The organism is Acidiferrimicrobium sp. IK, assembly GCF_025499425.1.
Lineage (GTDB): Bacteria > Actinomycetota > Acidimicrobiia > Acidimicrobiales > Palsa-688 > Acidiferrimicrobium.
Map to the genome: position 1 here is coordinate 20211 of NZ_JAIMCB010000027.1, position 12125 is coordinate 32335.

Annotated in this window: 13 protein-coding genes; 4 read left to right on the forward strand and 9 right to left on the reverse strand. The window is 73.8% G+C overall.

The genetic code is table 11. The features are described 5' to 3' along the window. The first annotated feature begins 22 nt into the window (after window positions 1-22). Window positions 23-2839 carry a putative nucleotidyltransferase substrate binding domain-containing protein gene (locus K6U06_RS23940; protein ID WP_262324509.1) on the forward strand — a complete coding sequence of 939 codons (2817 nt, stop codon included), beginning with the start codon at window positions 23-25 and terminating at the stop codon, window positions 2837-2839. Here the strand turns inward: K6U06_RS23940 and K6U06_RS23945 are convergent. Beyond that, the gene (locus tag K6U06_RS23945) at window positions 2836-3279 is read right to left on the reverse strand and encodes an MscL family protein (protein WP_262324510.1); all 444 of its coding nucleotides are present in this window, start codon (window positions 3277-3279) and stop codon (window positions 2836-2838) included. The genes K6U06_RS23940 and K6U06_RS23945 overlap by 4 nt on opposite strands. A gap of 166 nt (window positions 3280-3445) precedes the next feature. On the opposite strand from K6U06_RS23945, the gene K6U06_RS23950 reads away from it, so the two are divergent. After that, window positions 3446-3859: a pyridoxamine 5'-phosphate oxidase family protein gene (locus tag K6U06_RS23950; RefSeq protein WP_262324511.1), complete on the forward strand. Its 414-nt coding sequence runs from the start codon at window positions 3446-3448 to the stop codon at window positions 3857-3859. A 13-nt stretch (window positions 3860-3872) separates the two neighbouring features. Here the strand turns inward: K6U06_RS23950 and K6U06_RS23955 are convergent, their stop codons facing one another. Continuing rightward, window positions 3873-4670 (reverse strand): SDR family oxidoreductase, encoded by a 798-nt coding sequence (locus K6U06_RS23955; protein ID WP_262324512.1) that lies wholly within the window; start codon window positions 4668-4670, stop codon window positions 3873-3875. Between the two features lie 137 nt (window positions 4671-4807). Between K6U06_RS23955 and K6U06_RS23960 the strand changes: the two genes are divergently transcribed. After that, window positions 4808-5569 carry a hypothetical protein gene (locus K6U06_RS23960; RefSeq protein ID WP_262324513.1) on the forward strand — a complete coding sequence of 254 codons (762 nt, stop codon included), beginning with the start codon at window positions 4808-4810 and terminating at the stop codon, window positions 5567-5569. On the opposite strand, the gene K6U06_RS23965 is transcribed toward K6U06_RS23960, so the two are convergent. Further along, window positions 5532-5864 (reverse strand): DUF3817 domain-containing protein, encoded by a 333-nt coding sequence (locus tag K6U06_RS23965; protein ID WP_262324514.1) that lies wholly within the window; start codon window positions 5862-5864, stop codon window positions 5532-5534. The genes K6U06_RS23960 and K6U06_RS23965 overlap by 38 nt on opposite strands. Before the next feature lie 149 nt (window positions 5865-6013). Between K6U06_RS23965 and K6U06_RS23970 the strand changes: the two genes are divergently transcribed. Next, the gene (locus K6U06_RS23970) at window positions 6014-6814 is read left to right on the forward strand and encodes an LLM class flavin-dependent oxidoreductase (protein WP_262324515.1); all 801 of its coding nucleotides are present in this window, start codon (window positions 6014-6016) and stop codon (window positions 6812-6814) included. An 18-nt stretch (window positions 6815-6832) separates the two neighbouring features. On the opposite strand, the gene cobF is transcribed toward K6U06_RS23970, so the two are convergent. Genes cobF through cobO form a run of 6 tightly spaced genes read right to left on the reverse strand, consistent with a single transcriptional unit; the run spans window position 6833 to window position 11992 of the window. Beyond that, window positions 6833-7603, reverse strand: coding sequence for a precorrin-6A synthase (deacetylating) (gene cobF, locus K6U06_RS23975; protein WP_262324516.1), 771 nt, complete (start codon window positions 7601-7603; stop codon window positions 6833-6835). After that, on the reverse strand, window positions 7600-7959 hold the full coding sequence (locus K6U06_RS23980) for a cobalamin biosynthesis protein (RefSeq protein ID WP_262324517.1): 360 nt from the start codon (window positions 7957-7959) through the stop codon (window positions 7600-7602). The genes cobF and K6U06_RS23980 overlap by 4 nt, the downstream gene beginning before the upstream one ends. A 1-nt stretch (window position 7960) precedes the next feature. Further along, the gene (gene cbiE, locus K6U06_RS23985; RefSeq protein WP_262324518.1) at window positions 7961-9286 is read right to left on the reverse strand and encodes a precorrin-6y C5,15-methyltransferase (decarboxylating) subunit CbiE; all 1326 of its coding nucleotides are present in this window, start codon (window positions 9284-9286) and stop codon (window positions 7961-7963) included. After that, window positions 9283-10059, reverse strand: a complete 777-nt coding sequence (gene cobM, locus K6U06_RS23990; RefSeq protein ID WP_262324519.1) for a precorrin-4 C(11)-methyltransferase — start codon at window positions 10057-10059, stop codon at window positions 9283-9285. The genes cbiE and cobM overlap by 4 nt, the downstream gene beginning before the upstream one ends. Continuing rightward, window positions 10056-11432, reverse strand: coding sequence for a cobyrinate a,c-diamide synthase (locus K6U06_RS23995; protein ID WP_262324520.1), 1377 nt, complete (start codon window positions 11430-11432; stop codon window positions 10056-10058). The genes cobM and K6U06_RS23995 overlap by 4 nt, the downstream gene beginning before the upstream one ends. A gap of 38 nt (window positions 11433-11470) precedes the next feature. After that, window positions 11471-11992 (reverse strand): cob(I)yrinic acid a,c-diamide adenosyltransferase, encoded by a 522-nt coding sequence (gene cobO / locus K6U06_RS24000; protein ID WP_262324521.1) that lies wholly within the window; start codon window positions 11990-11992, stop codon window positions 11471-11473. Window positions 11993-12125 lie beyond the last annotated feature (133 nt).

The window sequence follows — 12125 nt, forward strand, 5'->3', positions numbered from 1 at the left end:
CCCCGATGCCACACTGGACCCCGTGGTCTGGGCCCCCGCAGAGGAAGTCGAGTACTCGGCGGATCCCCGCGCCGCGGGCCGCTTGGTCGAGCGGCTCCGGGCTCGCGACGACGCCACCGCCGAGCGGTTGGACCGTGACGGTCGCCTGGTCGAGGCGGTGGTGGCCGTCGGAGCGGCTAGCCCGTACCTGAGCCGGATCTGCAACGCCCGGCCCGGCGCCATCGACGTGCTCGCCGACCTCGACACCAGGCCGCAGCTGGCAGGCGCCGATCCCGGCGGACCGGGAGTGGCGGGAGTGGCGGGAGCCGTCGCGCAAGCGGCCCGGATGAAGGACCTGGAGATGCTGCGAATCGCGGCCCGGGACCTCCTGGGGATTGACCCGCTAGAGGAGGTGGTGGCCGCCCTGAGCCGCCTGGCCGACGACATATTGACCTTGGCCTGCCGGGCCGGAGCCCCGAATGGCGGGCTGGCGGTGATCGCGATGGGCAAGCTCGGTGCCGAGGAGCTCAACTACGCCAGCGACATCGACGTGATGCTGGTCGGCGACGCCGATCCCCGCCCGGTGCTGGCCGTCGCCCGGGCCGGCTGGCGGGTCGATCTCGACCTCCGGCCCGAGGGGCGGGCCGGGCCGCTGATCCGATCGCTGGACTCCTACGTCGCCTACTGGGACCGCTGGGCCCACACCTGGGAGTTCCAGGCCCTGCTCAAGGCCCGCGCCGCGGCCGGCAACGCTGACATGGGCGCCAGGTGGGCGCAGGAAGCCGGCAGCCGGGTGTGGTCGCGGGCGTTCGGGACCGACGAACTGCGCCAGGTCCGGGAGATGAAACGCCGCGCCGAGGCGGAGGTCGCCCGCCGCGGCCTCGCCGACCGGGAGCTGAAGACCGGGCGGGGCGGCATCCGAGACATCGAGTTCGCCGTCCAACTGCTGCAGATGGTGCACGGACGAGGCGACCCGTCGCTGCGGGTGCGGGGCACCGTCGGAGCGCTTCGGGCCCTGGCGGCGGGCGGGTACGTCGAGGCCGGCGACGCCGACGCGCTGGTGGCCAGCTACCGCTGGCTGCGCACCGTCGAGCACCGCTTGCAGCTGACCGAGGGGCAGCCGGCCCACGCTCTGCCGGGGGGTGTCGAGGCCAGGACCAGGCTGGCCCGGACCCTCGGGTTCAGAGACAGCCCGTCACGTCGTGCCCTCGACGAGTTCGACGCCGCGATGCGCTCCCACCAGGCCAACGTGCGCGCCCTCCACGAGCGCCTGTTCTTCCGGCCCCTGCTCGAGGCGTTCACCGCCGCGCCGGCCGGGCCGGCCCTGGACCCCGCGGCGGTCGAGGACCGCCTGGCCGCCTTCGGTTTCTCGGACGCGGCCCGGACCCGGCAGGCTATCCGGGAGCTGACCGCGGGTTTCTCCCGGTCGTCGCGCCTTTGGCAGCAGCTGCTGCCGCTGGTCCTCGAGTGGCTCTCGGAGTCGCCGGACCCCGATCTGGGCCTGCTCGGCTTGCGGGCCCTCACCGACAACCCCCACGCCCGAGACCAGGTCATCTCGGTAGTGCGCGAGTCCGCGGAGGCGGCCCGCCAGCTGTGCCTGTTCCTCGGCACGGGAGCCGGTTTCACCCGCGACCTGCTGCGCAGCCCCGACCTCCTGCGCCGCCCGGGCTTCCTCGCCGGTCCCGATCCCGGTCCCGGTCCCGACGCAAGCGGCCCCGGCGGCGCCGGCGGCCCCGGCGGCCCCGACAGCGCGGGTGGCCCCGGCAGGGCGGGCAGCGCGGGCAGCGCAGGCGGCCCGGGCAGCGCGGCGGACGAGGCCGCCGAACGGGCCCGGCGGTCGCTGGCGTGGCGGCGCGGCGGGCGTCAGCAGCAGGAGGGCCTGCAGGCCCTCCGGCGCAGCGAGGAGCTGGCCATCGCCGCGCGCGACGTCCTCGGCGGCGCCGATGTCGAGGCCACCGGGAGGGACCTGAGCGCGCTGGCAGACGCCATCCTGATCGCCGCGGTCGGCCTGGTCGAGCCCGAGGTTCCGTTCGCGGTCGTCGCGATGGGGCGCCTCGGCGGTCGGGAGCTGTCGTACGCCAGCGACCTCGACGTGCTGCTGGTCCACGACCCGGGCCCGGCCGGCGACGCGCCCGCGCAGAGCGCGGCCCAAGCCGCCGCTCAGGCCCTGCTGCACCTGGTGAACGGCGAGACCCCGGCGATGCGGGTCTACACCCTCGACACCTCGCTGCGCCCCGAAGGCCGCCAGGGCCCGGTGGTTCGCAGCCTGGAGTCCTACGCCACCTACTACCGCCGCTGGGCCCACACCTGGGAGCGCCAGGCGCTGCTTCGCGGCCGTTTCGTCGCCGGCGACGAGGGCCTCGGGCGCCGCTACGCCGAGCTGGCCCGGTCCTTCGTGTGGGACCGGTCGCTCACCGACGACGACATCCGGGTCATCCGGCGGACCAAGGCCCGCATCGAGGCGGAGCGGATCCCCGCCGGCGAGGACCCGCAGTTCCACCTCAAGCTGGGGAGAGGGTCGCTTTCGGACATCGAGTGGACGACCCAGCTGCTCCAGTTGCGCCACGGCGTGGCGGCCACCGGCACCCTCGACGCCATCGCCGCCCTCGAAGCTGCCGGCGTGCTGGACCCGGCGGACGCCGAGGTGCTCAGCGGGTCGTTCCGCTTCTGCCAGCACACCCGCAACCGGTTGACGCTGGTGCGCGGCGCGCCGGCGGACGCCCTGCCGTCCGCCGGCGCCCACCTGTCCGTGCTGGCCCGCAGCCTGGGGACCACCGCCACGGAGCTGCGGGAGGAGTACCGCCGGACGACTCGGCGCTGCCGGCGGGTCGTCGAGCGGCTGTTCTACGACCTGCCCTAGGCGACCGGCTCGGGCATCGGGGGCACCTCGGTGGTGCAAAACGCGCAGCGGCTGGCCAGCTTGGGGATCGACGACAGGCACGCCGGGCAGGGCCGCTCGGTGCTCTCAGGGTCCGGCGCCTGGCGCCGGCGCCGCTCGAGCAGCAGTCGCACCGGACGGACCACCACGAAGAAGACCACCGCGGCCACCACCACGAACGTGATGATGTCGGAGATCAAGTTGCCGTACTGGAAGTTCCCGCCGCCGACGGTGAAGTGCAGCCCCTGGAACCCGGCGCCCTTCTTGCCTGGGATGGCCAGGATCTGCAGGATGAACTGGACGACGTCTTTGATGACCGCCCCGAAGAACTGGGCGATGATGACGGCCACGGCCAGGTCGATGACGTTGCCCTGCACGACGAAGTCCTTGAACTCCGCGAGCGCCGACTTCTTCTCAGCCATTGCATCTCCTTGTCGTCACCGGCCACCACCACCGGTGTTGGGGGTCGGCCAGACGGTCCGACGCCCGGAAGCGTAGGCGCCTCGATACCGCCCCGGCGCGTTTGTGGACCGTCGTTTTGTAGACCACCGTTTTGTGGACCACCGTTGTGTGGACCATCGTCGTGGGATGCGCTTCGATCCCGAGCACCTCCCGCCGGTGCTGGCCCGGTTCCTCGAGGAGCGGCACCTGGCGACGGTGACCACTCTGCGCCCCGACGGGCGGCCCCACGTGGTCCCGGTCGGCTTCACGTGGGACGCGGCGACGGCAACCGCCCGGGTCATCACCTCGGGGACCTCGCGCAAGGTGGCCAACGTGGAGGCCGCCGGCGGGCCGGGGGCTCACGCGGTGCTGTGCCAGGTCGACGGCCGGCGGTGGGTGGCCCTCGAAGGATCCGCCCGGGTCCGGAGCGACGCGATCGCGGTAGCCGAGGCGGAGGCGGCCTACCGGCGCCGGTACCGCCAGCCACGACCCAACCCGGCCCGGGTGGTCCTCGAGTTGGTCGTCGACCGGGTCGTGGGCTCGGTGCCATCCGAGCCGTGAGCGACGGTGGGGCTCAGCGGGCGGTGATGCCCCCGTCGACGGGGAGGATCACACCGGTCAGGTAGGCGCCGGCCCTCGACGTGAGGAACAGCGCCGCACCGGCCAGGTCGTCGGGTCGGCCGACCCGCCCGAGGGGGACGTGGCTGCGCACCGACTCCCGCCCGGCGGGATCGTCGAGGACGAAGGCCATCATCTTCGAGTCGAACGGCCCGGGTGCGATGGCGTTCACCGTGATGTGCTCGCCGGCCAGTCTCAGGGCCAGGTGGCGGGTGAGCATGTGGACCGCGGCCTTGCTAGCCGGATAGGCGTAGTTCTCGAGGACCGGCACCTGGATACCCTCGACCGAGCCGATGTTGACAACCCGCGCCGGGTCGTCGGCGGAGGCGGCAGCGCGAAGGAGCGGGAGGAGACCGACGGTCAGCTCGAACACCCCCTTGACGTTGACGTCGAGCACCTTGTCCCACGCATCACGCGGGTACTCCTCGAGAGGAACTCCCCAGGCCGCGCCGGCGTTGTTGACCAGCACGTCGAGGGACTGGTGGGTCGACGCCAGCGCCTCGACGAGCGCAGCGATGCCCTCCGACGTCGACACATCGCCGGGGACGGCGGTGCAAGACCCGATCGCGCTCAGCTCCTCGGCGGCGGCCTTGCACGCGTCGGCCTTCCGGGCGGTGATGGTCACCGTGGCGCCGGCGGACAGGAAACCTCGGGCGATGTTGTAGCCGACGCCGCGGGACCCGCCGGTGACGAGGACGGATTTGCCCGCCACTGAGAAGAGGGTGGACGGATCTCCGGGACTGTCTGCTGCCATCGGCGCATTCTGCCAGTCACGGCAGCCCGTGCGCTCGGCTGCGGCCCGCGCTGGCCCTGGTACCGTCGTCGCCGTCGGCTGGGCCGGGCCGCCGGTTGATCCGCCACCTCCCGGGTGCCGCGCCCCGGAGGAGCCCGATGTCCACACACGAGCCGGCAAGGCTGTCCACCCACGAGCCGGCGACCCCCAGCGCGGCGTTCGCGGCCCATGTGCTCCGTGCTGCGCTCGGGGCGCCCGGGGCTGACAGCCCGGCGGCCGCGGCGACGGTGTTGACCCTGCTCGTGGTCCTGCTCTCCGAGGGCGAGACTGCTCAGGCGGAGCGGATCCTCGGCGTCGAGCCAGGGGAGGAAGCCAGCTTCGAGGTCCGCAGCTACCGGGACGGCGACGGCGGCCCGCTCCGGCTCGGCTCCGAGGGAGCCGAGGACGCTATGCGCAAGGCCCTCGAGCAGGTAGCAGCCGGCGCCGAGTTGGTGGAGGTGGTGGCCACCGCGCCGAGCGGCCTGGCTCGCCGGGTCGTCGAGAGCCGCCACGGCGGTCAGCTCCGGTATCTGTTCCCGGCGGCCACCGACTTCGAGGGAGATGCCGCGGCGGTGGCCGCCGCGGTCAGTCGATGGGAAGCCGAGGCCTCGGCAAGTGCGGACATCCCGGTCGCGGCGGCAGCCTCGCCGGGCTGGGCGCAGGACACGGCGCTGACCCTCGACATGGTGGCCAGCACCGTCCGCCACGCGCTCGAGGAGGTCACCGTCGAGGTCGACCTCGGCCCGATCGAAGCGGTCGTGGCGGCCGTCGGCCGCCGCCTGGAGCGCCTGGAGGCCGCGGTGACCGGGCTCGCCGCCGTTGCTACGGCCGGGCCCGAAGGCGCTACCTCGGCGGGTGGAGGGCCCAGCGCTCGACCATGATGCCGCCGCCGGGGACCAGGCCGGCGACCAGTACGGCCAGCAGCATCACCGGACCCCAGCCGACCTTGCTGCGGAAAACGAAGATGGAAATCACGTAGGCGGTGAAAATGGCGCCGTGCACGTTGCCCATGACGAACAGCAGGTCGATGCCCAACAGGTGAGGCTGGGTGAACCCGCAGAGGATCAACACGAGAAACGCGGTCGCCTCCGCTACTGCCATGGCCCGGAGGAACCGGATCGACTTGACGTTGGTGCGCCCGGCCCGGGTCCGGCGCTCCCGCCCCCTCTGGCGCATGCGTTCGAGGCGCGACGTCGCGGCGGGCGGGTGGTGCTCGCCGGCAACGAACGAGGCCGGTCCGGCGATCTGGGCGTTGGGGGCGCTCGGCTCGATCCCGTCAGGCTACCTGTGACCGCCTCGCTGCTCGTCGCGGCCAGGGCACGGCCGTGAAGCGGGGTTTGTACGTCCCGAACTTCGGCGCCTTCGCCGATGCCGGGGCGGTGGCCCGCCTGGCCGCCGACGCGGAGGCCGCCGGCTGGGATGGGCTGTTCGTGTGGGACCATGTCGTGCGCCACGAGGGCGACTTCCCCCTCGCCGAGCCGTGGGTGCTGCTCTCCGCCGTCGCGGTCGCCACCTCCACCATGGCCATCGGGCCGCTCGTGACGCCCCTCCCCCGCCGCCGGCCGTGGAACGTCGCCCGCGCCGCGCTGACCCTCGACCACCTGAGCGGCGGTCGGCTGGTGTTGGGGGTGGGTCTGGGGTCGAGCCGCGGGCCGGAGTTCTCCCGTTTCGGCGAGGAGACCGACCCGCGCCGGCGCGGCGACATGCTCGACGAGGGCGTGGCGGTGCTGCGGAGGATCTGGACCGGGGAGGTCGTCGACCATCACGGCGCCCACTACGAGATCGACGGGATCCGTTTCCTCCCGAAACCGGTGCGGCCTGAGGGCATCCCGATGTGGGCGGCCACCGAGGCCACCTCGGGGCGGCCGGTGCGGCGCGCCGCGGTCCTCGACGGGGTGTTCCCGATCGGGATCGCACCTGGCGATGTCGGCGCGCTCCTGGCGTCGGTACGCGACGCCGGGCGGTCGCCGCGGCAGCCTTTCGACGTGGTGGTCACCGGCACCCCGACTCCCGAACCGTGGGAGGGGACAGGCGCCACGTGGTGGTTGCGGCTCCTGCCCTACGACCAGCCGATCGGGGTCAGCCGCTCCGTCGTCGACGCCGGCCCGGATGGCCGCCCCAGCTGACGGACCGGAGGCCGCGGTTTAGGCGTCGTCGACCGGGCGGCGCAGCAGGTAGGTGTCCATGATCCAGCCTCTCCGGTCGCGGGCCTCCCGCCGGCGGGCGACGATCTCGTCGCGCACCTCGGCCAGGTCGCCGGCGACGAGGATCTGCTCGGGGCTGCCGAGGTAGGCGCCCCAGAAGATCGTCAGGCCTTCGGGGTCGATCGCCGCGAAGGCAGTGTCGCCGTCGAGCATCACCACCACGTCGTCGACGCCGGGAGGGAACCCGCCGGCCGCCAGCCGGCGGCCGGTGGTCACCATGAGCGGGCGTCCGACCTGGGTCAACGACACTTTGTGCGCGGCGGCGAGGGCTTGGATGCTGGAGACGCCTGGGATGACCTCGACCTCGAGGTGGAGGCCGCCGCGGGATCGCACCGCGGCGAGGACCCGAAGGATCGAGTCGTAGAAGGCCGGGTCGCCCCACGCCAGGAACGCGCCGCAGCCGCCGTCGGCCAGTTCGCTGCGCAGCATCGCCTCGTAGACCTCCGCCCGGGCCGCGGTCCAGTCGGCTACGGCCCGCTCGTAGGACGCCGGCGCCCGGTCCCGCGCCGGGTCGGGGGCGTTGACGAACCGGTGCGGGCGCGTGGTGGCGTGTCGTTCGCACACGGCGCGCCGGAGGGCGACGAGCTCGTCGGCGGCGGTCCCTTTCTCCACACCGAAGAACACGTCGACGCGGTTGAGCGCCGCCACGGCTTCGAGGGTCACCTGCTCGGGTCCCCCCAGGCCGATGCCGATGACCAGGACCGTCCTCACCGGCAGGCCAGGGCCGCGGTCACCCGGGCGGCGCGGCGTTTGGGGACGGCCAGGCGGGCGCCGGGGCCAGCCGCGAGCAGGGCCGCGGCCTCCGCCACGCTCGGCGTCCCGACCTCCCGGAGCGCCCGGGGGCTCGGGTGCGTGCCCGCTACTGCGCCCAGCTCCGCGACCGCGAAGCCGACCACCGGGCGGCCGAGGGCATGGAGGCGGGGGTCGGAGGCCAGGCCGGCGCTGGTCGCCACCGCGTCTACGGCGCTCCAACCGACACCGCCGGCGGCCAGGACCTCGTCGGCCAGGCACCGGATGTCCGATGCGCTGGCCCCCGACGACGCGCCGATGCCGAGGTAGGCGGCCACGTCAGGCGGGTCCCCAGGCCAGAAACACCGGGTTCTCGGCTCGGAGCCGCAACCCCAGCTCGCCGGTGGCGACGCCCCGGCTGACCGACAGCTGCACCAGGTTGCCGAGACGACCGGCGGCCCCGAGGGCCCGCTCGACCAGGGCGAAGGTGGCCACCACGGTCCCGCCGGGCCGCAGCCGGCGCAGCGCTTCGTCGAGAACGCCGAGGCCGCCGCCGCCGACGAAGACCCGATCCGGGTCGGGGAGACCAGCCAGCGCGCCCGGCGCTTCACCCTCCACGACTTCCACGCCTACCCGATGAGCCGCGGCGTTGGCCCGGATGCGCGCGGCCTGGCGAGGGTCGCGCTCGATCGCCACCACCCGCAGCCCGGGGGCCAGGCCGGCGCACTCCACCGCGACCGACCCGCTGCCGGCGCCGACGTCCCACATCACGCCGGTCGGGGGCAGCCGCAACTTGCCGAGCGCCACCGCTCGGACCTCGGCCTTGGTGATCATGCCGTCGCGGTGCTCGAAGTCGGACTCGGGGAGACCCCACGACAGGCGGGCTCCTTCGAGCCGCTCGCCAGCGACCGCCGGCCCGCCGGGAGCCGGGCTCGGCGGGTTTCGCGCGGCGTGCAAGTGACGGAGGATCACTACCGACATCGGGTCGAACGCCCCGGCCGCGAGACCGGCTAGGTCGGTGCGGGTGACCGACTCCCGGGCGTCGCCCAGGTGGGACGCCACCACCACGTCACCGGCCGACCGCAGCCCCGCCGCGATCAGCGCCCGGCCGACCGCCTCGGGCGGGTTGGCGGGCGCGGTGAGCACCGCGACCGACGGGGCGTCAGAGGCCCGCACGGCCGCCACCGCGTGTTCGAGGGGGCGGCCGTGAGCGGAGACGATCAGCGCGTCGTCCCACGGCTCGCCGATGCGGGCAAAGGCCAGGGCCACCGAGGACGGGGCGGGGTGGACCTCCAGGCGGGACGGCCCGACCCGCTGCCCGAGCGCCCGCACGATCCCGAAGAACCCGGGGTCGCCCGACGCCAGGACGCACACGGCTTGGCCGGCGTCGGACGCCTCCTCGACGCGGTCGATGACGGCGTCGAGCGGCCCGGTCAGGGGGACGGTCGACGCCTCGGCCCGGAGGCCGACGGTGGCCTCGAGGTGGCGGGGGGAGCCGACCACCACGCCGGCGCGAGCGAGGGCCTCGAACGCCGCCGGCCCGTAGGGGCGGCCGCCGTGGAGGCCGACGACCGCGATGGCCGCCGGCGGGCGATCGGGGCGCGGGGTGCCGGGGCGCGGGGTGCCGGCGCGCGGGATCGGGGGCGGGGTGTCGGCCGGGGTCATCGGGGCGTGCCGCCCGACGCCCGGTAGGTGTGCGCGTACCCGCCGGAGTAGACGTGGCTGCGGACCGGCACCTCCGCCTCCGCGAGGACGTCACCGACCAGGATCAGGGTGCTCATGGTCCGGCCCATCACCGCCAGGTCCTCCACCAGTGTGCCCACCGTCGACAGCACGATCTCCTGGTCCGGCCACGACACGCGGTAGCCGATGACGACCGGCGTCGAGGGCGAGTACGCCGACCCGTCGCAGAGCAACTCGGCCTGCAGCGCCTCGGGGCGAGCCGCCGACAGGTACAGCGCCATCGTCGCGCCCCGCCTGGCCATCTCCGCCACCGACTCCCGGGCCGGCACCGACGCCGCGGTGCGATGCGCCAGGCGGGTCAGCACGACCGTCTGGGCCAGGCCGGGAACGGTGAGCTCGCGTCCGACGGCGGCGGCGGTGGCGGTGACCGACGAGACGCCGGGGACGATCTCGTAGTCCCGGTGGTGTCGGCGGCACCAGTCGATCTGCTCGGCGACGGCGCTGTAGATGGTGGGGTCGCCCGAGTGCAGGCGGACGATCGCGGCGTTGGGGTGGGCGTCGAAGACCGCAGTGACCTCTTCGAGGGTCATGCCGGCGGAGTCGTGGAGTACCACGTCGTCGCGGCAGCCGTCGAGGACCTCCTCGGGGACCAGCGAGGCGGCCCACACCACGACATCGGCGGCGGCCAGCCGTTCGGCGGCCCGTAACGTCAGGAGGTCGGCTGCGCCGGGGCCGGCGCCGACGAAGGAGATCACGACACGCCCGTCGGGGCGGTTACGGCCAGGGCGCCACGAGCGGCGGGGTCGACGGCTGCCGCGGCGCGCACGAACGCTTCGGCCAACCCCGGCGACGCACCCAGATGCATGTGAAGGTAGGACGCGAGGAGCCGCGGCGACGCGAAGCCTCCGAGCGACGTCCCGTGCCGCCCGGTCAGCCGCAAGGCGTCGCCCGGCGGGTCGGTCTCGGTGTAGTGAAACTCGTGGCCTCGGACCTCGATGCCGGGGCGCCCGAACGGCGACGCCGTGGTCGTCTCACCGCTGCGGTAGCCGAGCACCCGACGCTCAGTCATGTGGGCCGCGGCGTCGACGACACCGGCCATAGGCCACCCGTCGAGAGAGCGAGCCAGCCACAGCAGGCCGCCGCACTCCGCCCACGTGACGCCACCGCGCCTGGCGTGGGCTGCGATGGCGCTGAGCATCGGGCGGTTGGCCGACAGCGCCTCCGCGAACACCTCGGGGAAGCCGCCGCCCGCGACCACCGCCTGGATCGACTCAGGGAGCCCGGCGTCGACGCAGGGGTCGAAGGGGACCACCTCGGCGCCGGCGGCCTCGAGAGCCTCGACGTTGTCGAGGTAGGTGAAGCTGAACGCCGGCCCGGACGCGACCGCGATCCTGGCCCGGCCGACCGCCGCCGGAGCCGGGAGGCGACCCACCGTCGCGGTCGGCGCCGAGCGGGCCGACGCCTCGATGGCCTCCAGGTCGCAGCCGGCGTCGATCAGGGCGGCCAGGCGGTCGATCGACCCCCGCACGCCGGCGGGGTCTTCTGCGATCGGCAGCAGCCCCAGGTGCCGGCTGCGCCACGACAGGCTGTCGTCGCGGTGCAGCACGCCGAGGACGTCAGCGACTGGCGGGCCGCCCGGGGGGCCGGCCAGAGCCGCTCGCAGCATCGCCTCGTGGCTGTCGCTGCCCACCCGGTTGAGGATGACGCCCGCGACTCGCAGCTGCGGGTCCCAGGAGCGGTACCCGTGGATCAGGGCGGCGACGGATTGGCTCATCGACGCGGCATCGACCACCAAGACGACCGGGGCCCCGATCAGCTTGGCGACCTCCGCGGTCGAAGACGGGGTCCCGTCGGCGGCCCCGTCGAAGAGGCCCATCACCCCCTCCACCACCAACAGGTCGGCGCCGGCACCGGCCCGGGCCGCGAGCGGGGCCACCGCGGCGGCGCCTGACATCCAGACATCCAGGTTCCGTCCGGGGCGGCCGGTGGCGAGGGTGTGGTAGCCGGGGTCGATGAAGTCCGGCCCGACCTTCGCCGAGGCGACGTTGCGGCCGCGCCGGCGCAGGGCGGCCATCAGCCCGGTCGCCACCGTGGTCTTCCCCGCGCCGGAATGGGTTCCGGCGACCACCAGACGGGGGCCCAGGGTCAGCGGGGGGCCGGGCGAGCTCAGTACTCGATCCCCTTGCGGGCTTTGATGTCCTGGTCGAAGGCGTGCTTGACCTTGACCATCTCGGTGACGGTGTCAGCGATGGCGATCACCTCGTCGGGTGCGTAGCGCCCGGTCACGATCACGTTGGTCCTCTGGGGACGGTCCCGCAGCACGTCCACGACGGCGTCGACGGGGACCCAGCCGTACTTCATGATGTAGGTGACCTCGTCGAGGATGACCAGGTCGTAGCCCCCGGCGCTGACCATGCCGGCGGCGACGTCCCAGGCGTGGCGCCCCTTGGCCTCGGTCTCGTCGAGGTCGGTCGACTCCCAGGTGAAGCCGTCGCCCAAGGTGTGCCAGTCGATGCCGAGGTGGTCGGCCAGCTTGCGCTCGCCGACCTGCCACTTCTCGCTCTTCACGAACTGCACGACGCCGACGGTCCACCCCCGCGCCCAGGCCCGGCCCATCACACCGAACGCGGCGGAACTCTTCCCCTTGCCAGGACCGGTGTTGACGAGGAGGCGGGACGGCTGGGGCACCGGATCGACACTAGGACACTGTTGAACAATTCTCGCTTCGGTGCTCGCGATTTGGGCCCAGACCGTCGAGAATTGTCGGGTGCAAGGACGGAGCGAATCCAACCGTGAGTTGCTCGACGCGGCGGCGCTGTGT

What these genes read in the sequence shown, in the direction of transcription:
- cbiE (WP_262324518.1), bottom strand. Translation starts at nt 9,286, where the DNA reads ATGACCCCGGCCGACACCCCGCCCCCGATCCCGCGCGCCGGCACCCCG.
- K6U06_RS23960 (WP_262324513.1), top strand. Translation starts at nt 4,808, where the DNA reads ATGTCCACACACGAGCCGGCAAGGCTGTCCACCCACGAGCCGGCGACC.
- K6U06_RS23950 (WP_262324511.1), top strand. Translation starts at nt 3,446, where the DNA reads ATGCGCTTCGATCCCGAGCACCTCCCGCCGGTGCTGGCCCGGTTCCTC.
- K6U06_RS23965 (WP_262324514.1), bottom strand. Translation starts at nt 5,864, where the DNA reads ATGCGCCAGAGGGGGCGGGAGCGCCGGACCCGGGCCGGGCGCACCAAC.
- K6U06_RS23945 (WP_262324510.1), bottom strand. Translation starts at nt 3,279, where the DNA reads ATGGCTGAGAAGAAGTCGGCGCTCGCGGAGTTCAAGGACTTCGTCGTG.
- K6U06_RS23955 (WP_262324512.1), bottom strand. Translation starts at nt 4,670, where the DNA reads ATGGCAGCAGACAGTCCCGGAGATCCGTCCACCCTCTTCTCAGTGGCG.